A 24,369-nucleotide genomic window follows, 5' to 3' on the forward strand; every position below is an offset into this window, starting at 1 on the left:
GATGAAAAAATTAAATTGGCTGGAAGAGGACCTTCATTCAGAAGACTTACAGGAGATTATCACCAAACCTCCATCTTGGTTATTGAAAAGAGGAATCTCCCTGATACTTGGAACTATTTTATTGATTTTGGGACTATCTGTGTTTATACGTTTTCCGGAAATAGTGACAAGTTCGATGAAATTCAATAGTGTCAATGCACCAAAGATTATCGTGAGCCGGAATAACGGCAACCTTGTAAAATTATTGGTAATGGATGGCGATTGGGTTGAACAAGGTACAGATGTGGCCTACTTGGAAAGTACGGCAGATCATGGTCAGGTGGCCATGTTACTGGAAAGATTGCTGAATTTGAGAAAAGTTGAAAACGAACGTTATAATTTAGAAAGCCTCATAGATCCTAATAAGTTAAATTTAGGGGAATTACAGAGCGGGTATCATAATTTTTACCTTGCTTATCTAAATTATATTGCTGCGAGTGAGAATGGCATCTACCAAAAACGGAAAGGAGCTCTGGAAGAGGAAAGGGCTAATTTGACCCGACAGCAGGAAAAAGCCTCCCAATCATTTAGACTTCAACAGCAACAATTAAAACTTGCAGAGGAAGAGTTCGAAAAGTATCAGTTTCTTGCTCAAAAGAAAATCATCAGTCCTTCTGAATTACGGGAGAAAGAAGCATTATTGCTTGCGAAGAAACAGACCATTCCTCAAATGGAAAATACCTTGATCAGTTATGAAGGAAATATGCTTTCTAAAAATAGGGAGCTGTCTGATCTTGGTAATCAGATCGATGAAGAACGTAAAAAGTTTAAACAGGCTTTAAACAGCTTTATAAGTGAAGCTGAAACCTGGAAAAGGCAGTATATATTAACAAGTCCAGTCAGTGGTAAACTCATTTATGGATCCTTTTTGCAGGAAAATCAACAGGTTAAGATTGATCAGCCTCTTTTTTACGTCAATCCAAAAAATGAGCAATACTATGGGGAGATGTTGCTCCCTCAGATTATATCTGCAAAAGTTAAAAAAGGACAGGATGTAATGATAAAAGTTCGGAGTTATCCCTACCAGGAGTATGGATATTTAAATGGAAGAATAGGCTATGTTTCAGATATCCCGATTCAGGATAGTGTATTTTTTGCTAAAGTGATCCTAATTCGATCTGTTAGAGATTCATCGATTATCTTGAAGCCAGGCATTTATGGTGATGCGGAAATCATTACGGAGGATAAATCCATTTTTAGAAGAATATGGGATAATCTAACCAAGAGTCTGAAGTTTTAGCTTAGATAACAAAACCTACAATAATTCCCAATAAAATTGTGAGTCATTTTCTCGAGTGTACTAACTTATTGATGTGTGTTAATTTGTTGGTTTTCAAGATGTTTAAAATTTAAACATCTTGATCCGTTTTGGTTGCAAAGAATTTATAACAGATGCTGAAGCTGCGGAGATTAAAAGAAAAGCTGTTCAAGATACCAAGGCTTGCCCATGTCCGTGATATCTTTGTTTTTATAGCGGACTTTCCTATGCAGATGTAAGGAAATTAAAATGGACAGACATTGCTGAGCGGGTGGATGGAAAGCTCCGGTTTTTCACAAGCAGGGAAAAGACCGAAATTTCATCAAATATTTCTTTGCTCCCTAAGGCACTTGAAATAAATGAAGGGCAAATGGTAGAATCTTAAAATTGCTTTAAACCCTTGTTAAATGGGAGCCATGTTGAAAAGGGCAGCCTATCTTTTAAGATAGGCTGCCTTTGGTTTTATGTAAAAAAGTTGCTCGAGGACTGTAAAATGAGGCAACCGCTACTTCGCTTCGATCTTATACACATAGATCGGTATCTCATCCCTTTGTCCTGAGGGTAAAACAAGATTTAAATTATCTCTGCCCTGTGTCCATTTCACCTTAGACCGGTCTCCGAGAAGGCTGATCGAACTGATCGCAAGTTTATTTTTCGCAAGCTCCGGAATATCAATCCTTGCCGTTGAGGGGCTCCGTACAAAGAGGTAGACAACATTACCTTTCTGGGTAAAACGGTAGTCCGACACAATTACTTTGGGAGTCGCATCATTGACGGCATCTTTCATCCCTCCTTTATCTTTTTCGGATTCTTTTTTTGCCACTTGCGCTGTAGCGACTTCCTTATTGCCGTTCCAAACGGTTGTGCCGTATAGGGCTTCGCCGTTGACCTTCATCCAGGCGCCTATGGCTTGTAGGTTTTGCTCACTTTCAGCCGGCCAGCTGCCGTCACCTTTGGGCCCCACATTGAGTAGGAGGTTGCCGCCTTTGCTGACTACTTCAATTAGATTGCGGATCAGCAGTTCGGGGCTTTTCCATTTCTGATCGTGCCGGTTATAGCCCCAATTTTCACTCATCGTAATGCAGGCCTCCCAGTTCTTCCGCGCTGTTGAAACCAGTGTTTGCTCGACCACGGCATAATCGCCCAGACCATTGCCAATCCGGCTATTGATAATACACTGGGGTTGAATGGAGTGGATCAGATCACGGATCTCCTGGCTCTGTTTTTTGGTAATCAGCTCGGGAGTGTCAAACCAAATAATACCAATGGGACCGTACTGTGTCAGCAGCTCACGAAGCTGCGGTTTGACCTTGTTCTCAACATACTTGTTCAGGTCTTTGGCATCTTCATCGGGGTAGTCCCAGGTATTGCTGCGGCCGGCTTTAGTCGGCCAGTTGGTCGGTACATCGGGGTTCTCCCAATCGCGGCCCAGGGAATAATAAAAACAGAGCTTTAAGCCATATTTCTTGCAGGCTGCTGCAAGTGCCAACATCGGATCTTTGGCCCAGGGGGTTCGCCTGACGATATTATAATCACTGACAGCCGAATTGTACATCGAAAAGCCATCGTGATGCTTGGCGGTGATCACAATATACTTCATGCCGGCATCATAGGCCATCCGCACCCAGCGGTCGGCATCAAAGCCGGTCGGGTTAAACTGATCGGCGATCTTGGCATAGGTCTTAACGGGGATCCGCTCGTAGAGCATAAAATGCTCACCGCCCTTGGTGGGGTGCCCATTCCAGTCCCCTGCCGTCTGGGAGTACAGCCCCCAGTGCAGAAACAGTCCAAATTTGCCATCGGTAAACCAGGGGGCGGGCTGGCCGAACAGGTTCAATCCTGCCAAAGCAAATAGCAGAAGCAGGATTGTTCTTATGTTATTAAAAATTAATGTATTCATCGTCGCTATCAGCCTTTTCTAACGGTTCTGTACTTTCATAGATGAAACTTTATCGTTGAAAGTCGAAAGGTAGGAAGACGTAGATGTAACGACGAGACTATCGCCAGTAAAATTATTTCCGTTGTATAACGTGACTTTAACATTGGCGCCAACTTTAATGGAAGAGATGCTATTGTCTGTCACGCCTTTTGCCAATAAATCCGATGTGGTATATTGCCCTTTACCAAAGCTTCCTTTCACGCCGGCATAGGATGCATTGGAATAGGTATACACCGAATCTTGATTGGTCGTCATGAGCCCGTTGACATAGTTGAAGTCGTAAACATTGGACGTGGTGTATCCATTTTGCAATAATAATTTTACTTTAAGTTCGTAAGGTGTATTGCCTTTGTAGTAAAGTTCATTGAGGTCTATTGTTCCTTGGATGCTACCTGAAGAAAGCGGCGTAAATTTCCATGTGACTGCATTGTAATCTTTGTTGGCTCCGGTACCTTCGTTGTTCGCATTGGGATCCATATAGACCAATATCTCGCTCACAGGTAAATTAGATGTATAATTTCCTGTAATAAAGATTTTTTGCTGACTGTTGTCAATGGCAAATTGAGGTTGTATGGAATAAGTAGGCGCTTGGTAAGGACTAGCTGTCGCCACGGCAGATTGAAAAACTTCATTTCTGCTGAGAATTGCTGCATCGGAGCCGGTTAGGAAAGTAGGCAGTCCCTTGCTAAAGCTCACATTGCCACTTCCCATCAGTGATGTGCCCAATGTAGGTTCTTCACTGACATATTTAGCATGGTTATGAGGTAGGTTTAATCCATGGCCCAATTCATGTAGCATACCGCCAAGGTAGTTTGAGCTTGGATTTGGAATTCCATTGACGGACATGGAGGAATTGTCCACCGCAAAGCAGTATTTGCCATAGCCATAGAATGGCTGGCTGCCATCGCCGTCTGTCCTTGCCGGCAAAAGGACTAAATAGTGATTGTTGGATGAAAATTGGCCCGGATGGCTGGTTTTGTACGCATTGATCTCATTGATAATTTTACCGGCTGATATCGCTGAGCTGTACGGGTAGTCCGCTTGAGCTCCTGCCGCCGGAATTTCAATAATGTTGACCAGACCTGTACTATCTTTTGCCAGGCCCAGATAATTGCTATAGCCATAGCGCCCCATTTCATTGTGTAGCCAGTCCTGAAAATGGACAAACAGCTGCGATAGCCGGGTTTTGTAGCCGGGTAAGGCTGGATTGTCTGTAGGTACAAACATAATGATATTGAGGTTTACTGGATTAGTTACAAATTGGAGATTGGCTAGGGAGGTGTCTATAACGCCACTCGAGGACGCCTTTGACCGTCGGATTTCTGTGGTATTTTGTTCTGACAATGGCTTTGAACAAGCGAAAAAAAGTGATAGGACTGTGGCGGACAATGCAATTCCTTGAATGATTTGCATCCATTTTTTTGTTTGTTTTTTCATAATTTTTGAAATAAGTATTTATAATTGTTGATGCGTATGGGTTACTTAGGATCTACCCAAACACAAATCTATAGTAGAGAATATATTTTGATTTATAGTGATTTGCGTTTAAGTCAAACGTTTGCGTAACTTACGAAAACGTTTAAATTGATGTACTTTATTCAGAGGACTTGCGTGTCAGGATAGAAGCTTGTAATTCAATGTTTTGATACTGTGTTGCAATCGCGTTATCCGAACTGTCCAAAATTTTATGGAGAATAGCGAAAGCCTGAGACCCGATTTCACGCGAAGGCTGTACAATGCTTGACAATGACGGCTGAAAAATATTTGTGTATTGAAAATTAGCGAAACCGATCAGGGCTAAACGATCCGGTACGGCTATTCCGATAGCCTGTAAAGCCTCTAAGGTTAAATAGGTGAGTTGATCTGAGGCGGTAAAAATTGCTTCGGGTGGGGTGCTTGAATTAACGAGATGTGTGAGCTGATTTTTTAATTGATCCAACACATCCGTTCTTTCGCTATTGGTTTCTATCGATAGGAGGTAATCCGAATTATAAGCGATGTCAAAATCCCGCAGACATTGAATATAACCACGTCGGCGCTCGGTTGATGTTCCTGGCGACAGATTGGAAATAAACAGAATTTTCCTTTTGCCCCGATTGATCAACTGAGAAATACCTTGGTAAACCACTTTAAAATTATCTATTCCAATTTTATACGTATTTATATTATAATTGGTCCGGTCAATAAGGACAATAGGGGTACCCTCATCTTTTAACCGCTGGAGATATTTTAACGAAATATTATTCCCTGTAGCTGCAATGACGACAGCGTCTGCACCCTTTTTAGATAACATTTCTAAATGTTTCAATTCAAGCTGCGGGTCGTCCGCGCTCTGCATAATGACCAGGTTATAATTCGTTTCGGACATCTCTCTTTCAATACCTTCGAGAATCTGCGAGAAAAATGGATTGCCGATCGAAGGAACAATCATACCGATAATATTTGTTCGCCCCTTACGCAATAGTTTAGCATATTGATTGGATTGATAACCATTCTCATTAGCAAATTGTTGAATTTCAGCTTTAGTTACCGGGCTGATTTCGTGACTATTCGAGAGCGCTTTGGATATAGTGCCTATGGAGTAGCCCATGGCCTTGGCAATATCTTTTATCGTTATTCTTTTCATGTGTTGGAATTGCTTTTATCCCTTTCATTTACTATCGCTTGTCTATCGTTAGTTTTTGGCGGTGCTATTTTCGGGGGTCAATAAAAGAAGACTATCAGGCCATCCGGCCTGATAGTCAAACTAAACACGCTAAATTAAAGCGATGGTCACCTCTACCATTTTTTTGACCGACTGTCGGCTATTAGTTCGTGACATTGACAATATACCAGACATTCAATTCGCCGGACTGTATGGTAACGGTATCTCTGCCAACGCTGAGGCCGGTAATAAGCCCTGTCGTACTATAGCTGGCAATTTCTGGATGTTTGTTGCTGTACGTGGCCGTGGTTACGGTACGGTTTCCAGGATTGACTGCCAGATTGATCTGCAGCGGTGTTCCGATTTTAACGGGAATCTGCATAAATCCTCCCGAAAGTATAGCTTCCCTTACGGTTAAATTGTCTTTGATGGGACCGAGGTCTTTTTTGCAGGAATGTAAACCCAGGCTTCCGCACAGGCAGCTTAGCAATAGGTATATATTTGATCTAATTTTCATGATATTATTTCTTTTTTATCCTCATTATTTTGCGCCCAACCATCCCGGATTCTGAACCAGCTGATTGCCCTCCAGGGTCAGGTCGTATAAAGGCAAGGGCCAATAGTAGCGGTAATCTGCCCACAGCGCGGTGCCATTGCTGATGTTCGGGCTCCTTGGATAGGCGATGATAAATCCATTGTTATCCAAAAAGATATCTTTATTGACTTCTTCTTTGAGGGCAATAATCGGTTTGGCGGTATGTGTACCATCGTATAGTTTTCCTTTTTCGGCTGTAAATTTCATTCCACGTAAGGGAACGGTCATCAGATTGCCGGCTTTCCAGCGCATCAGGTCTTCGTAACGGCGGTCTTCCAAGACCATTTCTACACGACGTTCACGCCTGATTTCACGGATGATAGGGCTAACGGCATAATCAAGTTTGGACGCGTAGATCTCATCAAGCCTGGGGTCTGCCGGCGGGTTGCCAAGCTCTAATTTGCTGCCAGGATATTTTGCAAAGTCAAATCCTGCGCGCTGGCGCAACAGGTTGACCGTCCGGTCCAGATCATTCTGAGTCAGCGTACCTAAGATTGCTTTGGCTTCCGCCAACATCAGTAGCACTTCGCCATAGCGAAATTCGATAGCTGTTTGCTGGCCGTTTGTTGTCGCTTCATTTTCGGTCCGGTCGCCCATCCAGTGTTTAATGGGAAGGTAGCCCGTTACTGTAGTGCCGCCGCCTACATTATAGGATAGTCGAGGATAGGTAATCCCATTTTTTTCGAGGCTGGTGGTCCCATCCGTTCTGTTAAACAGGGAGCGGTTTTCACCTGGATAATTAATGGTCTGCTTCAGGCGCGGATCGCGGTTTTCAAATTCGGACCATAGCCCGTCATATCCTTTGAATAGGGGACTGGCAGTGTAGTTGCCGGCCGAGCCCGAAGAATAAATCGGTTTGCCGTCGATACATAGATACTCGTCTACGAGACCTCGTGTGGCCCCGCCTGCTGGCCGTGCACCCGAAAGACTGTTGTTCTGGTCCCAATAACGTTGGGTCGCATGGCCTACCACAGTACCATCGTATACCCGGGCCAGGATGGCTTCTTTGTTACCGTCCGAAGTCGGGTCTTTCTTGAAAGTAAACATTTTCCAATAGGGGCTGTCACCTGTGGCATAGAGCTGATAACGTCCGGTGGCGATGATTTTTTCGCAGGCATCCACAGACGCTTCCAAGAAAGATTTTGCTGTACTTTGTAAAGACAATTCGTTATGATAGGTGCGGAAGGAACCTTCGAACAGACCTATCCGCGCTTTTAAAAACAAGGCCATGTCCTGATTGATGCGCCCATCTGGACGACCGGTAATGCCTTCCAGTCCAGCTATGGCCATATCGATGGTCTTCATTAATGAATCGGCAACTACAGTGCGCTTATCTCTCGGTTTGTATAATTCCTTGCTGTCAATGTTGAGGTCACTTGAAAACCAGGGCACATCCCCAAACAGCATAAGCTTGCGGTAGTAATCCATGGATTTGAAGAAATAGGCTTCCCCAAGATATTTGTTCAGTCGGGTAATGTCGTTATTGACCGCTGGCAATGCTTTGCGGTAGTTTTGGATAAAATAATTGACCGAACGCAGGTTTTCCCATGTCCAATCGACCGAGGTGCCTGAATTTGGCGGAATAAAGGTGTTGTCTAGTATACGGTCGATATTGCCATAGCGGACCATATTGTCGGTCATAAAATCGCTAGCCAGTAAATGGCTGCCACCGACTACATTGGGGTTTACCTTAGCATCTGCCCAGACCGTACCATGCCCTAGGATATATCGGCCATATAGGTTATTCAGGTATAAAGTTAATTCCGTTTCAGTAAATAATGAGTTGTCCTTCGACAGATCAGTTTCGGGACTTAGTTGTAAAAATTTATCGTTACAGGACTGGGTCAACAACAGGGATGATGCGGCAGCCATGACGATGAATCTGAATATGTTCTTTTTCATAATAGTTTAGTTAGAAGACAATTTGAGCACCAAAAGCAATAGACCGCTTTTGTGGATAATCGGCAGAGATCTGGTCGACGTCAAAAATTGTAGGTATTTTTGTGACTTCAAAGATATTGTAACCGGCAAGTGTGAAGCGTAATCGCTCGACGCCAAATCGTTTGGTCAGCTGATTGGGCAAGGTATAACCCAATACGGCCTGCTTAAGTCTGAGGTAGGCACCATTGATCAGGTACCGGTCCTGCACGTTTACCGAAGAGCCATACATCGGAAACTCAGCATCTGTACGCTCAGGCGTCCAGGACCGTTCATACATCCATTTTGACCCGGCGCCACCGCCCCAGTAAGATGATAGGCCTGCCCAGATATCACGCTTGAGTACACCCTGGAACAAGAAATCAAGATCAAAATTTTTGTACTGGACATTTCCGGTGATCCCGAAACGATAACGTGGCGTGGAATTTCCGATGACGACACGGTCACCCGGGTTGGCCAGGGTATTCAGTCCGGCATCTATTTTACCGTCAGGAATCCCTTCGGGGCCACCAAGATCCTGATACCAGATATAACCCGGAAAAACGTTGCCCTGATTAGCACCATTGTAGATCCAGTTGCCATTTGATTCGTTTCGTCCGGCAAAATCACTTTCCTGCAGTATGCCGCCGGTACGGTATCCCCATATTTCACCGATCGTCTTACCGTCATACATCACCTCCCGGCCCGAAGAATTGGCAATCATCATGCTGGTATTTGCAGCATAATGCTGTACTTTGGTCAGATAGTCAGAGAGGTTAAGGCCTACACGATAGCGGAGGTCACTGTCAATCGTCTGCTTCCAAAGGAAAGAAAGCTCGAAGCCTTTTGTTTCGAGTATCCCTGAATTTTCCAGAGGTGCTGCCGTCCCCAATGTCGTCGGAAATGAGGCGCTGCCATCGGTCAGGATATCAGTGGTCTTTCTGTTGTAGTATTCAAAAGTTACGTCAAGTCTGTTTTTGAGAAATGTACCATCTAAACCGATATTCCAGGTTCTGGCTTTCTCGAAGGTCAGGTAGGGCGATACAAGTCCCGGCGGATTGATATAGACGATCTGTTGCCCATTGATCAGGTAAGGAGCCTTTCCCGTACCCATTGTTGCCTGATACGGATAGATGGATGAGGGCTGATTGCCCAGTTTTCCCCAGCTTCCGCGCAGTTTAAGTTCGTTGAGCCAACTTTTTGTGCTTTCCATAAAATTCTCCTGCGATATCCGCCATCCGGCGGAGAAAGAAGGAAATGTTACAAATCGGTCTTCTTCAGTAAACTTCGCACTGCCGTCATAGCGCAGATTGCTCTCAAAGAAATACTTTTCGGCATAGTTGTAGTTCACCCGTCCAAATACTGCACGGCCGGCAAGCGTATATGCATTTCGGGATACGGTATGTAAAGATGGATCCTCTGCAGCATCAGGGTTCTGTATATCTGGAGAGATCAATTTTCGGAATGTATTGGTGATCTGATTAAATTTTGTCTGATCCTGATTGTAACCAACTACAGTGGAGAAATTATGTTTCCCGGCCCAGGTCTTCTTATAATCAGCATAGATATTAATTAAATATTTGTTGGTATTGTTGTTGTCAAAATAGGCGCGATTTTCCGCGGCTTCGGCCTGCTGGGAGGTATACTGCCAGGAGTCCACGACTTGGTTGAACTTGGGACTGTACCTGCTCAGGCTGTAAGACTGCGGCTGATAGCTGAGGTCTGCCTTTAATTTCAGGGCATTTGGAATTAAGGTAAATTCGGGCGAGATCAATAATGATACCCTTCTGTCCGTGGACTGATTGTTGGCACCATAACTCAGCCAGGCCAGGATATTATCGGTATAGGTATTAGGTAAAGGATCATTTGGCCCGGTTTGGATGGGCATATTGATATTTTTGTTTGTCTCACCCATCATGGCAGACCATATACTTCCTTTACCACCAACGATATACGGGCTATTGAAATTTGTCTGGTCAAAACCGATCTTTCCAAAAACACTGAACCAGCTATTCACTTTGGCATTGATATTCATCAGGGCATTGTAGCGTTTCAATTTGTCGGTGTTGATTTTGTACATCCCCGATTGATTCTGTAAGCCTCCGGAAATATAGTAGTTAATGGATTCGGCACCGCCGCTGAGGTTAAGCGTATGTTTTTGCATTGGAGTCCATTTTTTGACCGCTTCCTCAAATGGATTAACATTGGCTACCCAAATGATGCTGTTTCCCTCCTGATACCACGCATTTTCAGGCGTGGGATTATCCATATACTTTTGTATCATCTCCAGTTTTTTTTCATCTGCGGTACCGGGTTTACCATTTGTCCATAATGTTCTGTCCATGCCGGATTTCTGGATCTCATAGGCATTGAGGATATCAGGTAGCCCGGAGGGTGTATCAAAGTTGGAATCGAAGTTGTAGGCTATCTTGCCTTTTTGATTGAACTCCCCCCGTTTGGTGCGGACCAAGATGACCCCATAGGCGGCTTTGGTACCATAGATCGCAGCCGCAGAGGCGTCTTTGACAAAAGACATGTCCATGATATCATTCGGGTTGAGCTGATTGAGGGCACCTGTGGTGCTCTCAATCCCATCGATGATCACCAAAGGGTCGCCATTGACGGATTCAAAGACCTGCGTATTCGCGTTATAATTCATAGAGGTACCGCCTCTCAGGTTAAACCCCGGTGTGCTGTTCGGCGAACCATTCCCAAAGGTAATGTTCAAGTTGGGGACGAGGCCCTGTAAAGCCTGCCCGATATTGGCGACCGGACGATTCTCAAAAGCTTCTTTGCCTACATGTGAAATGGCCCCCGTTAAGTTGACTTTCTTTTGTGTACCGAAGCCGACAACAACAACTTCCTCCAGTGCGCTGTCGTTTTCTTCTAATGATATGTTCAAATCGCCGGCTGTCGTATTGTTGAAGGATACTTGCTGTGGCTTAAACGAAAGATGGGATATGGTCAAGGTTCCTGCTGGTTGTGCGGAGATTAAAGAAAAGTTTCCTTTGCTGTCAGAGGATGTTCTGCTTGTACTGCCATTTAAACTGATCGTGGCATTTTCAATAGGCGCTCCGTCTTTTTTGGACGTCAATCTGCCTTTAATGCTGTATTGTTGTTGCTGTTGCACCTGAACAGTTTTTTTTGGTGCATTGGGCAGCACGACAACATGTTTCTTGTGGATCTCAAACTGAAGCGGCAGCTCATCCGATAGTTCTTTAAGCACCGTTTCCAGCCGTTGATTGCTGGCATCGATGCTGACTGTCTTTAGTCCATTAAAGAGGCTTTCATCATAAAAGAAATGATAGCCGGTCTGTTTCTTGATTTCCTGAAAGATGGTTTTCAGGTCGCCTTTGTTGACATGCATGGTGACTTGCTGGGCTTCGGATTTACCGTATACGCCATAGGTAAAAAGTAATCCCAGAAACAGGGTTGCTTTGACTTTTTTTGAAATGAGGGGTGCAAAGCTAGGTTCGGTCATTCGACTCCCGAACAGGTAATCTTTACATTTGATAAAGTAATTCATATATTCAGCAATAGGGTTGGTTTTTTTTGGTTTTCATTTAGGTGCTCAGGCACCTTTGACTAGCCCGAATAACACGGTGGGGCTAAGTTTCATTAGGTAAATTTTAAATCATAAATAGGTCCTCCTTTAATAATTGCTTGTCTTACTTGTTTTTGTTCTTGACGGTGACGGTTTTCTTGTCGATGGTGAATTCAACACCGGCGCCACGTTTTATCAATTCCAAGGCCTCGGCCAGGCTCACGCTTCGGCTGATGCTGCCCCCAAAGGTTTTCTTGGTGATGGGCCCCTGATAGATGACTTGGATATCATACCATCTCGCCAGCTGTTCCATAATATCCTGGATCTGGTCATGCTCGAAGTAAAAGTAGCCCCGCTGCCAGGCAATTTCCTTTTCAATATTCGCCTGGGAAATACGCATGTCGCTGCCATCGAATTCAACTTTTTGCCCAGGTATAATTTGTTTTGTGGTCTTGTTTTTATTGGTTAGCTGGATACTTCCATTGATCAGGGTGACATTGGATGATGCATTGTTGTATGCCCTTAGGTTGAAAGCTGTCCCCAACACTTTTATATCACCATGGGCAGTGCTGACTAGGAATGGCCGGTTTTTTTCGTAGGCCACTTCAAAATAAGCTTCCCCGCGTAGCTCTACTTTGCGGATTGATTTGCCGAAGGCTAGCGGATAGCTCAGTTCTGAAGCTGAATTGACCCAGACTTTGGTGCCGTCTGGCAGCACCATGCGATAGAATCCCGATGCAGGTACGGTCAGGGTATTTTTTAAGGTAGCAAGTTCCGCTTGCCCATTGTTTGGTTTATAGTGTAGCTGTCCATCCGTAATTTGGAGCTGTTCACCATGCTGTTCGTTCAGTGTAGCCTGTTCCTGCGATAGCTCCACAGTTTTACCATTAGAAAGTGTGAGTGTCGCTTTCTGTCCACCCGGTAAAACGTCATTCTTATAATTATACACCTGATCGGCGACAATCTGCTTATCCTGCTGTGTTTTATTCAGGAACAGTGCGGCACCAATAATAAGGAGCAGGCTGGCGGCCAAGCCCACATAGATTTTTAGGTTTCGGATGCTGCGAATGCCGACTGATCGAATAGCGGATTTGGCCGATTCATGGGTTAAGATTTTAGTTCTTGCCTGATCCAGGTCTAGGCTATTCCAAAACTGGGCATCGCTGGATTTGACACCCTGGCTGATATAGCTGTCCCATTGATCGCGCAGGGTAGGATCATCTTCAAAGATCTTTTGGAGGGATTGTACATCAGTCTGACTTAATGTCCCACTAAAATGCTTTACTAAGTAATCTACTAGTATAAATTGGTGATCCTTCATGTTCTTCAATCGGTTGTTTGATTAAAAGAGCCACAAGGGATGCAAAAGGATGGAAGGAAAAATGGAAAAAAGTGTAAAATGTTGTTAGTCAGGGAGTAAAAATAGCAGGAGTGCTAGCATCCGGCTATCCAGGCGCGCGCGCAGAAGCTGTATCGCTCTTTTTTTCTGACTTTTGACCGTGTTAATGGAAATGGTCAGGTTATTGGCAATTTCATCGTTGGAGAGCTTTTCAAAAATTGCCATGTGCAGCACCTGCTTGCAGCCCTGAGGCAATTGATTGATCGCTTCCATCAGCTGGTTGATGACTTCGGCCTGCATCATGGCATCCATGATCGTCTGTTCTTCGATCATGTCCTTATCGAGCTGATCAAAGTACTTGCTTTTTATTTTTTCACTTCGGATCTGTTTGAGGCAGTTGTTGCGGACGGCAATAAAAAGATAGCCCTTGCGTGCAGCTTCATCTTCGGGCAAGGCATTCCGCCCCTCACAGAGTCCGGCGAAAAAGCTCTGGACAATATCTTCAGCCAACGCTTCGTCATTCAGCAGATTGTTTGCAAATAGACAGAGCTGTTTGTAATACTGCTGAAAAAGCGATTCGATATCATAAGGTAGAGATGTCTGCAAATTTTCCAAGTGATTTAAGATGTATTAAGCAATTGACATAACAGGAGCTCTTGGAGCATGGCATAAATATAGGAAAATATGCTAAGTTTTTGAATTGATAGAAAATTAGACTTAGATAGTCGTGTTGGGATCAACCGGAGGCATCAATATTTTCTTCGCTGATTTTCCTTTATGCGTTCAAGTACATATGCATAGATATAAGGCAACGAAACAATAATAGCCAATGCCACGATGACTTTTAAAAGCATGAGGATGATCTGAAAGGGAAGGGCGCCCCAAAAGCTAAAATAATCTAGGGGAATAAATAGTCTGGAACGATCCGCTCCATCAAACAGTATGTTATAGTTTTTATGCTTGACATAGTCCCTTACCTGGCTGTCAAGCGCCAAGTTATGGCCTTCGATATCGCTGTCTGTATTCCATAAGTTATTGGAGTAACGGCGGGTTGCCTCCGAAGCGTAAACTTGCCGCTCTTTGTCCCCGGCCCGGTACGTGTAGGTAATGGATGCGGTAGACGAAGCGGCAGACTGCTTTGTCGTTGGCGTCCAACGGATTTTGTAATCAATAATTTTGCCCTCCACTTCCGTCCATCGGGGATGAAAAAAAAGAAAGCTCCGGTATTGAAATCCCGGTAAGCAGGAGTAGATCGTTGACCCGGTCAGATAGACCACAAAGGAAAAAATAGCGAACTTTTTGCTGAAGATCTTGCGGTTAAAAAATAGTATAAACAACAGCGGGGACAAGACTATCGTAAAGATAAGAACAGGTGGCGGACTGACGCACAGGAATACAATATATAGCACCGGCATCAGAAATTTGTACGTAATTTTGTCGTACAATTTCCTTGTCTCTTTTAGATAACTTTCGTTTGAATTATTCATCGCTATTGATCATCATATTAGATTATTGGCCGTTTGACTTGCGACCAGACTGCCCAAAGAGACCGTTGAAAGATCCGCTAAATTTTAATCGTTCATGCCGTCGTAATATACATCTGTTTTGGTCAGAATATCCTGAACCTGTTCGTACTGTTTTTTGGTAAAGCCTGTCTCATACAGGAAGAACAGTCCGCTCCATTTTATCTTTTTGACGGAGGCCAGGAATGGCTCCCATTTCATGGGATTATTGGTAAAGGGGACATAGACCAGCTTGGGATTTGTAGCCAGTACTTCGGGAAACGATTTAAATTGGTTGTAGGAAAAATTAGCTTTTTCCAATTTTTTTAGTGTCGCGATAGATTTGGGCAGGGAAGATAATCCTGCATTTTGTATCCCCAGTTCTTTCAGTTCAGGTAGCTGCTGAAACAGGTCAGGTAGTTCCCCCAGTTTCGTTTCACTTTTGTAATTGCCTGATAGATATAATATGGAAAGTTTGCTCAGGCTAAAGATTTCTTTTGGAAAGGCCGTAAATAGGTGGCTGTTCAATCCGAGCTGCTGTAGATTTTTGAGCTGCGCAAATGATGCCGGCAGTGCTGTCAAGGGGTTGTTGCAATCGAAACCTTCGAGTACAGTAAGATTGGAAATACTGGCCGGAAGTATTTTTAACTTATTTTGACTTAAGGTCAGCTTTTTCAACCGATGATTGGGCGTTTTGATTTCCGGAAAAGCATCCAGGGCGAAATTTTCGATTGCCAAAACTTCCAATTGTATGCCCTCGTTTAGGATCTTCTGCAGAAGGCTACTTTCGATCGTTTTTCCCGAGACCATGGTACTAAAAGACAATTCTTTCAGCTTCGATAGATCTGCATTTTTAAATTCGTCGATATCCTGGAAGTGTATTTCCTTTCCGCCGGTTGTTGTGGCATGAATAGCAGGGGTACTCGTTGTGGGCATCGGCGCAGCAAAGATGGCAGGCTCTGTAGCGTGCTCCCCCTCATGCACGGGCAGCACTTCCGGAATGACCTCCACCTTTGGTGGTTCGGCGATAGCCTCCACTTTTGGTGGCGGGATCTGCTTTTTCTTCTTTTTCTGTGCGGAGACAGTAAGGGCGAAAAGTGATAGACTAAAAACGAGGATATATTTTTTCATGTTGATCTGCTTTTTGTTGAAGCAAATATGCGCATTAAGACTGGGCATTTTTTTGTCTATTTATATCCGTGAGACTTTGTTTACGATTCGTTTTGTTTGATGTGATATTTGCGCTAAATAATTCGATGGACAGTTTTATTTAATCTCAGGTAGAAAGGCTGCGGATAATGGCCTGTTTATGATGACATTTTTGGGATTGTAGGTTTTTGCAGTTGATTTGTAGTTAAAACATTACAAGTTCGAAATTTTATCGTATAATTCTGATTAAGAGTGGTTATGTCGTTCTTTAAAGAAGCGGAAAACCCCTACTTTTGAGCCATCTATTTATGTTATAATTAAACGCATGTTTTATGGTTACGGGTATTCTAGTTATTCTATTCATTTTTTTGGGAGCTTTTTTTTGGAGAAAAAAACAATTAGTACAACGGTTTAATGAAAATGTCAAGATCGCGATCGATTATATGATTCAGGAACACCCCGGACAATATAGCGGTGATCGAAATGCAAAAAGTGGCGTCTTTATTTTCAATGCCGAGCGTACAAACGATACATTGAAAAATGTCGTCATAAAAAAGGTAAAACCTTTACATTCGGCATTGGATGTCAATCTCGAACATATTCTACTGGTCTCATTAGAGGGAGCTGCTGCACCAAAAAATGTATCTGTCCGTTTTAAGGTCGTAAAGAAAGGGGCAAAGATTGAAGATCTAAAAGGTGTTCATATCCGCATATCTGGAGTGCTCAACTTTAAACACGGGAACCCAAAAGATTTTACGGCTGTTTTACCGATTGCGGGCCTGTATCAGGTGGCGCGCACAGCAAAAAGTGTTGATCTAAATGATACTCAGGTGTTGGGGGACATCGCCGAGCTCAATCTTTCGATATAAATTTTCCCAAGGCTGGAATTCTTTGGGTTTGCCTATTTGCTTTTCCAGATACTATAAATGTTGCTGGCCTAACCGACCTAGGGAAAGTCATGGGCCGGTAAGCAACTATGAGTCTCGAAAACCTCGCTGGCTAGACGGAACAGGGAGGTTATCTCCGTAAGAACTCTTCTAGGTCGACATCCTTATCCAGTCCGAACTTTTGTTTTAACCGGTATTTAAACATACGCACACTATGCTGCTCCACGTGAAGGACCTGTGCAATCTGTGTTGTATTCATTTGTAGATGTAAATAGGCACAGTATTTTAAATCAAGGGGTGTCAGTTTTTTGATGGCTTTGGCCGAAAGCTGACTGAAAAAATCGGGATGTAGCTGCTGAATCCGCTTCGTGATGTCTTCAAAATCGGCACTCAAGAGCATTTCCTCCTTCAACAGCTTTTTTATAGGGGTAGCATCATCAGCACTCAATTGTTTTTTGATCTGTTGCAGCGTTTCGTTTTTATGTTCAATCATCAACGAGTTGACCAGGGCCTCTTTTTCCAGTTGCTTGCGTTTGAGCTCTAATAATTCTTGTTCCGCCCGGAGGCGTGCTTGTTCCTCCTGATCCAACTGCAGCTGAATGGCTGCCCTTTTTTCGGTTTCTTCATTTTCCTGTTGCAGTTTTCGTTCACGCTCGATGGAATAACGTAGTTTAAAGTGATAGGAACGGAACATAAAACACAGCCCTGCGAGCAAAGCCAATGCAATGCCGCCATACAGGTAATTCTGTTTTTTGCGAAACTCCGACTGCTGGCTTAGCAATTTCAACTGTTGGTTTTTCTTTTCGCTTTCGTATTGCACCTCGAGTTTCTGTGCATTGAAAATCTGTTGCTGGTCGAAGGTGTTCTTCAGGAGCTGTTCGGCAGTCGTTTGGTAGTGGAGTGCAGCCCTTAGATCATTCTTTTTGTTGGCAATATCGGACAGTTGCTTGAATACTGTATATTCTGACCTGTAAAAGTTATTACCATCTTGCTTGATCTGGCTGATGCACTGCAGGAGGTAGCGCTCGGCAAGAGACAGGTTGTTTTCCTGTACGGCAAAGCCACTTTTGATGCCAAACACATTGACCCAATAATCTGCATCTGCATGATTCGTTTTAAGTTCTTTTTCAGCAAACCCCAGGTAATGGAATGCCTGCTTCCTACGTTCAGGTAACGGATCTTTGGAAAACTCAAAGTAAAAGTTGGCCAGATTGATGCAGGTAATCACAAAACTGTTTGCACTGATGTCAGAGGGGTATTGTTGATGAAGATCAAATGATTTTTGAAGATAGCTGAAACTACTGTCAAGTAAGGCCTGCTGTTGCTGTTTTTCATACCTGGCCTGAAACATACTTGATAAACCGTTGTTGACATTTACCAGCGCATTGTAATTGCTGTCTTGTAAAGCATACTGTTCGCACTTGCGAATATAATGATTCATTTTCCCGTCATCCCCCCAGCGGCTGTAGACGCCATAAAGGAGGTAGTTAAGTGCATATTTATTAGGGAGGTCTTTATCGCTTTTTTCCAATAACTGTAATCCTTTTAGGGCGCTTTTGGCGACTTCATCAGATAGCCCCAATTGACGGTTTAACGCTGCCTCTGCACGAAAAGCGATGGCTTTGGCTTCCTCTGTCTTGGCCTCCTGAGCAAAGCGCTGGCTATTGTCTAGACTTTTTTTGCTTAAGAGCAAACTGTCTATGTTACCATAGACCAGGCTCTGATGGGCATATAGATAGGCTAGTTCATCGGCTGTATTTTCTTTTTTTTCTATTGATTTTTCGAGAATATTCAGTACCTCCTTTGGTCGGTTCCGGATCCGGAGTGTTTCCAGCGATTCAAGTGTTTGCTGTATTGCAGGACGTAATTGTGCCTGGATGGTACTACCCAGCGACAGTATCGAGATCAGGATAAAGAAGTTCTTTAAATACATTTTTGCTTATACCATTAGTCGTTCTAAAGACCAAATTTAAGATTTATATCTGTAACCATTTTTTCAGAAGCTAAAATAAGTGGTTTATGAAAGGTGTTGGTTTTCAATGTTATGAACGATTTGTAGATGTTTTGTATATGCCGTTTTTTCGTGATGTAGATGTTTTGTGATTGCTTTTGGAGAGGTTTTTAATCTGGATTCTGACATATTTGTTCTGAACAAAAAAATATAAAATTATGAACCCAAAAGTGCAATCTATTCTTAGCTATATAGGTATCCTATGGCTCGTCGCTTATTTCGGCGGAAAATCTGAACGAAATGATTTCAGTATCTATCATCTCAAACAGGGATTAGGGCTTCTACTTTTTTCTTTTCTGTTTGGCGTGATGATCAACATTGTTGCTATCGTTTCATCATCGCTGGCAGGTATCCTGAGTTATGCGGGCATTTTGTTTTTTATCGTGATGGTATTAGGGATCATCAATGCCAGCAATGATGTAAAAAAGCCACTACCACTGCTAGGTGAAATGTTTGACCGGCAATTTCCATTTCTGGATAAGGAAAAAGATTTAAATTAAAAACAATCGCGGTTATGGGCAGGAAAGATATCGGCAATGGCTTTGCAGTCATTGATGACAAATTTATCTTGCATTTCGACAGCGAAGTGTACCGTAAATTTTATGGCATCATTGAATTTGCCAGCTTTGAGATCATACAGAGCAATGGATCTACGTTTCATTATTTTAGGGACCGGAACCATATTTATCTCGAGAGCTACATGAATGCGTTCTGCGTGCTGACAGATGCTGATGTCACGAATTTTCATATCATTGATTTTGAAAATGGCATGGCCTCATCGTTAGCGATGGACTATGTGTTTGATAAAAAGCTGACTTATCGCCTGGCAGATGTAAAGGAACTTGGAGGACTGTATCAGCAGGTGGGCGATGCCATTTACTGTGCATATTTCCAACAAGTAGAAAGTGCCGATGCTGAGACATTTGAGGTGCTTCATGGAGAACGTATCGGCAATCTGGCCAAGGATAAAAACCACATTTATTTCCGACAGGAAATTGTAGCGGATGCGGATGCAGCAAGTTTTCGAATATTGGAGCAATGTGTTTCGGGAAATTATTACCGCGAATGCGATCATACGTTCTATGCACTGGATAAGCAGCGGGCTTTTTATATTGATACGATTGCAAGATCCATAAAACCGATCAGAACAAAAAGTTTGGAACAGTTCCGTTTTGAGGTACGGGATGGACTGGGCTATGCGCTGGATGCGGAATATCGCTACATACATGGCAAAAGAAGCCGTTTGTAATGGGGAAACTAATGAGAACAATGTCAGCAAATAAATATTTGTTACTGCAATTGGAAAGGAGTAAGTAAGACTTAAATAAATAAGGATATGTCCAAAAGAAAAATAATGGGAATAATCGTATTAATCGGAATAACTGCGGTGTTTATATTTTGTTTTTTTCTGTATGCCTGCATCAAAACAAAATCTACTGGAATAAGCCAATACAGTCCATTTAAAGAGTGGATGGGTAAGACGGTGACAATGGATAAAGAGACCATTGTGCTTACCGAAAAGGTGAAGCAGTACAATGATAAGAATTATCCGTACTTGCTGCTGGACAGTTTACATCCTAGCTGGCCTTATCTTGATGAACGTATTGAATTGGGCGATTATATCCTGGTGGAAAAGTTTCCCGCAGGTGCAAAATTTCATATCGAGAAAGCCGTCCAGTTTACTGCTGGTGTGTCGGGGAATTCTACACCCTTTGTTTTTGGAACGATCAGCTACAACGGTAAAAACCACAAAATAGGCTACCAATGGGGAACAATGGATATCGCCAAGTTTATGGACAAGGTGAAGGCCTGTTGGCAGTTTCATCCAACCCCCTGGCAGTCCCTGGCTGATACAGCATATTACGAACTTCCAGAGGCTGAATGGTGGTAATATTTCCAGAAAATAATGGATGACCCAAATAATAAATATATGGAATCTCTTAACTTAAAAAAATGAAAATGGCAATAGCAATACACCTCATCTTACTCCTCATTGGGCTAGCGCTTTTAGTCATGGGGATACTAGCCTTCCTCAGCTCGCGAAGGTTAAATGTAAACGGTTATACGGTAGAGGCTACTGTGGTCGAAAATATCCCTTCGCATGAAAGTGAGGGTGGTACAATGTATACCGCATTGATGGAATACCATATCGGCGATAAGATAAAGACCTTTTCACCCAATGCGAGGTCCAATCCTCCAGCCTATAATATTGACGAAAAGGTAAGACTTATTTATGATCCAAATAATGCGAACGATGTGCGCATACTATCTTATTGGGGCTTGTACTTGGGCAGTATTATTCTACTGGCTTTCGCCTTGCCAATGTTGCTGATCGGTAGTGGTTATTTTTTGTTTAAAGCGGGAATTATTTAAAAGAATAACGGATGGAATTACATACACTTTACATTAACATTCAAATCAAAAAGGAGAAATTGAATGAGTTTTTCATCGCGAAGCCAATGACGAGTGGAATTGATGACAATTGGAAGCAATGGTGGGACAGTTGCGAGATGTACAATAGAACAGGCTTGAAAAATATTCCTACTTATACAAAAGAAAACAACCGCAATGTACTAGATGATTTGCTGAGCGATAGTTTTTTCTGCTCGAAAGAGCAATATGATGATAAAAGACAATATTGGGGCTTTACTTCGCTCAACTTCAGTGAAAACTATTACGAAATATTGCCTATGCTGGCATTTTTGAAACAGTTGGGGCTGTATGCTGAAAGTGGTTATGCCCTGATCTATGACTGGATGTGGGGGGATGAAACAGTCATGGCTTTTGTAGAATTCAGGGAGAAACAGTCATGGCTTGCACCAGTTACAACACATGCACAGATAGCGCCGAAGATTCTCGAAGAAGCAAATAATCATTTGCAGGAAGTGTCAGACAGCTTTTATATATAAAAAAGGGCAAGACTGAAGCATTTTTCCGAAAATGTTTCAAGAGTTAATCGTATAAAGAATAAAAAATCTTGACAATATGTTTTTCTTAATTCAACAATACCAAGCAGCTCGCTTTTCAGCGTCCGAACTGCAAAATCCGCAAACAGCCGGGCAAAACATGGATCTTGTTTTTCTGCGTACGGAGATGCGTATGGCGGTGTGTACCGTGCATTCTCGAAAAGCAGCTGGTGAATTCAGGGATGTAAACACGGGTAAAGTCATTCGCCGTCGCTTATGGACACCGGAAATGAAGGCTTTTTACCAGTCAAAGACAAATGAAGTTCCCAGTCCGCCATTTGTGTTCAAACTCACGATTGTGGGTTGGATTTTCACCGTGCTGATCATCGCCTTTTTTGCGATGTTGACCTACGATGTGGTAAAACCACCCTTGCCGAAATCGGCTGTTAGCTTGGCCATGGAGCAAAAACCATCGGTCGGAGATATTTATTTTGGGCATTTTGAAGCTCGTCAGGGTACAGGAGACCGTTTGGGCTTTGGCTGGTTCCGGGTGACTAAAGTGGAAAACGATACGTATTTTATTGCCAAATCGACCACAATGAGCAAAACCAGCAAGCCCAAAGAGCAATTGGAAAGCAATAGTTTTGAAACGGAGGGTACCCCCGTGAAAATTACGGAACAAGCAAGTTATCTGATCAACCTGAAATCGGAAGATGGGGGAATGGAAATGTATTTTGCGGATAAAAAGTAAGCTGAGGCAGGTGTCTGGCACTGGGGTAAATACGAGTATTTTTGCCTGAACCGGCCAAGGAGGCATATGGAGCAAATAAAGCTTCCTATGTCTGCTGCTTATCTGCTATTAAAACATGTCGTGAAACGGTTTTGAGATATGATTATTTGAACTTTAAAGGATTAATTTTAAATACTTTGTAACAATAGTATTTAATCTTTAACACTTCCGTATCTAAATTGCTTGCATCCTTTTTAAAGTTTAATTACATTTGTTTTAACGATGCAAGGAAGATTCCGTCAATATCTGTTCGGCGTATGGTGCGCAATACTTGTCAGTTTAGGCTGGCATGATGCAGCAACAGCAGAATCTCCCGCAGCGATCAACCGGCATGCTGTCGAACACTTCAATCGACAGGTAAAGGGCGCGCAGCAGGATAACGACGTCATCCGTAAAGGTAAACACCGGCACCATGAAAAACTCAGGGCTTATTTTGCTGAAAAAGACGGTGAAAATGATGATACCGGAAGCGATCCTGACGCGCCAAATTTATTTGCTCTTTCCCGGAATGATTTTGGCAATCTGAGCGCCCATATCCACCCCGATTTCTACAACAGGCGTACCGCAGTCTCGTTGGCCCATGCCGAAAATCTTACCCCACAAAAAAACGCACTCTATATCCATTACAGTGTTTTCAGGCTGTGATTTTTAAGTAATTTTTTAAAAAGAATATCAAAATAGCTTTCACTTATTGTGGAAGCTCGTCACACTATTGTTCAATTTTTCGAAAATTATTATAAAAATCTATGATCATGGTCATGAAAAATTTCATGTATATCAACCTGTGCCTTATTATACTAGCTACAAGCTGTCAGTCCGAAAAAAAAGAAAAGAAGGAAGCCGCAGTTTTTAACGTGACAACACCGCTGGTGAAAGACACCATCGTCAATAAAGATTATGTCGCCCAGATCCGTTCGATCAATCATATCGAGCTCCGTGCCCAGGAGAAAGGCTATATTCAATCTATTTTTGTGGACGAGGGGCAGTTTGTACAAAAAGGACAGCCACTCTTTAAAATTATGCCCAACCTCTATGAGTCCGATGTCAATCGCGCAAAAGCAGAGGTGAAATATGCGGAAATCGAATATCAGAATACTAAAAATCTCTCCGAAAAAGATATCGTTGCCCCCCAGGAAACAGAAATGGCCAAAGCAAAATATGAAAAGGCCAAAGCCGAACTGGCATCTATGAATACGCACCTTAAATTTACAGATATCACAGCCCCATTCTCGGGTATTGTTGGTAAACTGCATTTACGTAAAGGTAGTCTAGTGGATGAAGGGGAGCTGATTACGGAACTATCTGACAATAGCAAAATGTGGGTCTACTTCAATGTGCCCGAAGTAGAATATCTCAATCAGATGGAGGCGAAAAAGGATAACAGCCCAATGCATGTGCGGTTGAACATGGCCAACGGAAAGGAATTTGGCCAGGAGGGTATTGTCGAAACAATCGAATCGGACTTCAATAACGAGACGGGAAATATTGCCTATCGGGCCACATTCCCAAATCCGAAAGGCTTATTGCGCTTTGGGGAGACGGGCAATATCGTCATTACCTCACCTTATGCGAACGCGATGTTGATCCCGCAGAAAGCGACATTTGAGGAGCTTGAAAAGAAATATGTCTATGTCATCACAAAAGATAATAAAGTAAAAGCAAGGGAAATAAAGGTTGCTGCTGAACTGCCACATATCTATGTAGTCTCTTCGGGCTTGAGTAAAGACGAAAAGATTTTACTGAATGGACTTCGCATGGTACAGGAAAATCAGACCATTGAATCAAAGTACCAGACCCCGGAGAAAGTCATGTCAAACCTAGATTTATATGCAGAGTAATTAAAAAGCAG

At 43.0% G+C, this 24,369-nt stretch carries 21 protein-coding genes; 10 read left to right on the plus strand and 11 right to left on the minus strand.

Annotated elements, in window-relative coordinates:
• The first annotated feature begins 1 nt into the window (after position 1).
• The gene (locus tag OGI71_RS26375; protein WP_282253152.1) at positions 2-1,279 is read left to right on the plus strand and encodes an HlyD family efflux transporter periplasmic adaptor subunit; all 1,278 of its coding nucleotides are present in this window, start codon (positions 2-4) and stop codon (positions 1,277-1,279) included.
• Between the two features lie 523 nt (positions 1,280-1,802).
• Here OGI71_RS26375 and OGI71_RS26380 read toward each other — a convergent pair.
• The 10 genes from OGI71_RS26380 to OGI71_RS26425 all read right to left on the minus strand — a co-directional run bounded on the left by OGI71_RS26380 (position 1,803) and on the right by OGI71_RS26425 (position 15,908).
• Positions 1,803-3,197 carry an alpha-L-fucosidase gene (locus OGI71_RS26380; protein ID WP_282253153.1) on the minus strand — a complete coding sequence of 465 codons (1,395 nt, stop codon included), beginning with the start codon at positions 3,195-3,197 and terminating at the stop codon, positions 1,803-1,805.
• An 18-nt stretch (positions 3,198-3,215) separates the two neighbouring features.
• On the minus strand, positions 3,216-4,673 hold the full coding sequence (locus OGI71_RS26385; protein WP_282253154.1) for a hypothetical protein: 1,458 nt from the start codon (positions 4,671-4,673) through the stop codon (positions 3,216-3,218).
• 157 nt (positions 4,674-4,830) lie between these two features.
• The gene (locus OGI71_RS26390) at positions 4,831-5,862 is read right to left on the minus strand and encodes a LacI family DNA-binding transcriptional regulator (RefSeq protein ID WP_282253155.1); all 1,032 of its coding nucleotides are present in this window, start codon (positions 5,860-5,862) and stop codon (positions 4,831-4,833) included.
• Between the two features lie 181 nt (positions 5,863-6,043).
• Complete coding sequence (locus tag OGI71_RS26395; protein ID WP_282253156.1) at positions 6,044-6,397, minus strand: hypothetical protein; 354 nt, start codon at positions 6,395-6,397, stop codon at positions 6,044-6,046.
• Positions 6,398-6,421: 24 nt separating this feature from the next.
• Complete coding sequence (locus OGI71_RS26400) at positions 6,422-8,377, minus strand: RagB/SusD family nutrient uptake outer membrane protein (RefSeq protein ID WP_282253157.1); 1,956 nt, start codon at positions 8,375-8,377, stop codon at positions 6,422-6,424.
• 10 nt (positions 8,378-8,387) lie between these two features.
• Positions 8,388-11,918: a SusC/RagA family TonB-linked outer membrane protein gene (locus OGI71_RS26405; protein ID WP_282253158.1), complete on the minus strand. Its 3,531-nt coding sequence runs from the start codon at positions 11,916-11,918 to the stop codon at positions 8,388-8,390.
• Between the two features lie 142 nt (positions 11,919-12,060).
• Entirely contained in the window at positions 12,061-13,257 is a 1,197-nt protein-coding gene (locus tag OGI71_RS26410; protein WP_282253159.1) for a FecR family protein, read from the minus strand.
• Positions 13,258-13,341: 84 nt separating this feature from the next.
• Positions 13,342-13,890 (minus strand): RNA polymerase sigma-70 factor, encoded by a 549-nt coding sequence (locus tag OGI71_RS26415; RefSeq protein ID WP_282253160.1) that lies wholly within the window; start codon positions 13,888-13,890, stop codon positions 13,342-13,344.
• Positions 13,891-14,024: 134 nt separating this feature from the next.
• Positions 14,025-14,762, minus strand: a complete 738-nt coding sequence (locus OGI71_RS26420) for a hypothetical protein (protein ID WP_282253161.1) — start codon at positions 14,760-14,762, stop codon at positions 14,025-14,027.
• 84 nt (positions 14,763-14,846) lie between these two features.
• Positions 14,847-15,908, minus strand: coding sequence for a leucine-rich repeat domain-containing protein (locus OGI71_RS26425; protein ID WP_282253162.1), 1,062 nt, complete (start codon positions 15,906-15,908; stop codon positions 14,847-14,849).
• A 350-nt stretch (positions 15,909-16,258) separates the two neighbouring features.
• Between OGI71_RS26425 and OGI71_RS26430 the strand changes: the two genes are divergently transcribed.
• Positions 16,259-16,795, plus strand: coding sequence for a hypothetical protein (locus tag OGI71_RS26430; protein ID WP_282253163.1), 537 nt, complete (start codon positions 16,259-16,261; stop codon positions 16,793-16,795).
• A gap of 148 nt (positions 16,796-16,943) precedes the next feature.
• On the opposite strand, the gene OGI71_RS26435 is transcribed toward OGI71_RS26430, so the two are convergent.
• Positions 16,944-18,746, minus strand: a complete 1,803-nt coding sequence (locus OGI71_RS26435) for a hypothetical protein (protein WP_282253164.1) — start codon at positions 18,744-18,746, stop codon at positions 16,944-16,946.
• A 236-nt stretch (positions 18,747-18,982) separates the two neighbouring features.
• On the opposite strand from OGI71_RS26435, the gene OGI71_RS26440 reads away from it, so the two are divergent.
• From OGI71_RS26440 to OGI71_RS26475, 8 genes are all read left to right on the plus strand, one after another.
• Entirely contained in the window at positions 18,983-19,324 is a 342-nt protein-coding gene (locus tag OGI71_RS26440; RefSeq protein ID WP_282253165.1) for a DUF4870 domain-containing protein, read from the plus strand.
• 14 nt (positions 19,325-19,338) lie between these two features.
• Positions 19,339-20,073 (plus strand): DKNYY domain-containing protein, encoded by a 735-nt coding sequence (locus OGI71_RS26445; protein ID WP_282253166.1) that lies wholly within the window; start codon positions 19,339-19,341, stop codon positions 20,071-20,073.
• Positions 20,074-20,160: 87 nt separating this feature from the next.
• Positions 20,161-20,715 (plus strand): hypothetical protein, encoded by a 555-nt coding sequence (locus tag OGI71_RS26450; protein WP_282253167.1) that lies wholly within the window; start codon positions 20,161-20,163, stop codon positions 20,713-20,715.
• Positions 20,716-20,783: 68 nt separating this feature from the next.
• Positions 20,784-21,197 carry a DUF3592 domain-containing protein gene (locus OGI71_RS26455; protein ID WP_282253168.1) on the plus strand — a complete coding sequence of 138 codons (414 nt, stop codon included), beginning with the start codon at positions 20,784-20,786 and terminating at the stop codon, positions 21,195-21,197.
• 11 nt (positions 21,198-21,208) lie between these two features.
• A complete protein-coding gene (locus tag OGI71_RS26460) occupies positions 21,209-21,733 on the plus strand; it encodes a hypothetical protein (RefSeq protein ID WP_282253169.1) in 525 nt (174 codons plus the stop codon).
• A 157-nt stretch (positions 21,734-21,890) separates the two neighbouring features.
• On the plus strand, positions 21,891-22,481 hold the full coding sequence (locus OGI71_RS26465; protein WP_282253170.1) for a hypothetical protein: 591 nt from the start codon (positions 21,891-21,893) through the stop codon (positions 22,479-22,481).
• A gap of 261 nt (positions 22,482-22,742) precedes the next feature.
• Entirely contained in the window at positions 22,743-23,165 is a 423-nt protein-coding gene (locus tag OGI71_RS26470; protein WP_282253171.1) for a hypothetical protein, read from the plus strand.
• Between the two features lie 107 nt (positions 23,166-23,272).
• Complete coding sequence (locus tag OGI71_RS26475) at positions 23,273-24,358, plus strand: efflux RND transporter periplasmic adaptor subunit (protein ID WP_282253172.1); 1,086 nt, start codon at positions 23,273-23,275, stop codon at positions 24,356-24,358.
• Positions 24,359-24,369 lie beyond the last annotated feature (11 nt).

The organism is Sphingobacterium sp. ML3W (genome assembly GCF_029542085.1).
GTDB lineage: Bacteria > Bacteroidota > Bacteroidia > Sphingobacteriales > Sphingobacteriaceae > Sphingobacterium.

What these genes read in the sequence shown, in the direction of transcription:
- OGI71_RS26475 (WP_282253172.1), top strand. Translation starts at nt 23,273, where the DNA reads ATGGTCATGAAAAATTTCATGTATATCAACCTGTGCCTTATTATACTA.
- OGI71_RS26400 (WP_282253157.1), bottom strand. Translation starts at nt 8,377, where the DNA reads ATGAAAAAGAACATATTCAGATTCATCGTCATGGCTGCCGCATCATCC.
- OGI71_RS26460 (WP_282253169.1), top strand. Translation starts at nt 21,209, where the DNA reads ATGGAATTACATACACTTTACATTAACATTCAAATCAAAAAGGAGAAA.
- OGI71_RS26425 (WP_282253162.1), bottom strand. Translation starts at nt 15,908, where the DNA reads ATGAAAAAATATATCCTCGTTTTTAGTCTATCACTTTTCGCCCTTACT.
- OGI71_RS26380 (WP_282253153.1), bottom strand. Translation starts at nt 3,197, where the DNA reads ATGAATACATTAATTTTTAATAACATAAGAACAATCCTGCTTCTGCTA.
- OGI71_RS26420 (WP_282253161.1), bottom strand. Translation starts at nt 14,762, where the DNA reads ATGAATAATTCAAACGAAAGTTATCTAAAAGAGACAAGGAAATTGTAC.
- OGI71_RS26430 (WP_282253163.1), top strand. Translation starts at nt 16,259, where the DNA reads ATGGTTACGGGTATTCTAGTTATTCTATTCATTTTTTTGGGAGCTTTT.
- OGI71_RS26390 (WP_282253155.1), bottom strand. Translation starts at nt 5,862, where the DNA reads ATGAAAAGAATAACGATAAAAGATATTGCCAAGGCCATGGGCTACTCC.
- OGI71_RS26435 (WP_282253164.1), bottom strand. Translation starts at nt 18,746, where the DNA reads ATGTATTTAAAGAACTTCTTTATCCTGATCTCGATACTGTCGCTGGGT.
- OGI71_RS26465 (WP_282253170.1), top strand. Translation starts at nt 21,891, where the DNA reads ATGGATCTTGTTTTTCTGCGTACGGAGATGCGTATGGCGGTGTGTACC.
- OGI71_RS26385 (WP_282253154.1), bottom strand. Translation starts at nt 4,673, where the DNA reads ATGAAAAAACAAACAAAAAAATGGATGCAAATCATTCAAGGAATTGCA.
- OGI71_RS26410 (WP_282253159.1), bottom strand. Translation starts at nt 13,257, where the DNA reads ATGAAGGATCACCAATTTATACTAGTAGATTACTTAGTAAAGCATTTT.
- OGI71_RS26455 (WP_282253168.1), top strand. Translation starts at nt 20,784, where the DNA reads ATGGCAATAGCAATACACCTCATCTTACTCCTCATTGGGCTAGCGCTT.
- OGI71_RS26445 (WP_282253166.1), top strand. Translation starts at nt 19,339, where the DNA reads ATGGGCAGGAAAGATATCGGCAATGGCTTTGCAGTCATTGATGACAAA.
- OGI71_RS26470 (WP_282253171.1), top strand. Translation starts at nt 22,743, where the DNA reads ATGCAAGGAAGATTCCGTCAATATCTGTTCGGCGTATGGTGCGCAATA.
- OGI71_RS26405 (WP_282253158.1), bottom strand. Translation starts at nt 11,918, where the DNA reads ATGAATTACTTTATCAAATGTAAAGATTACCTGTTCGGGAGTCGAATG.
- OGI71_RS26450 (WP_282253167.1), top strand. Translation starts at nt 20,161, where the DNA reads ATGTCCAAAAGAAAAATAATGGGAATAATCGTATTAATCGGAATAACT.
- OGI71_RS26395 (WP_282253156.1), bottom strand. Translation starts at nt 6,397, where the DNA reads ATGAAAATTAGATCAAATATATACCTATTGCTAAGCTGCCTGTGCGGA.
- OGI71_RS26375 (WP_282253152.1), top strand. Translation starts at nt 2, where the DNA reads ATGAAAAAATTAAATTGGCTGGAAGAGGACCTTCATTCAGAAGACTTA.
- OGI71_RS26440 (WP_282253165.1), top strand. Translation starts at nt 18,983, where the DNA reads ATGAACCCAAAAGTGCAATCTATTCTTAGCTATATAGGTATCCTATGG.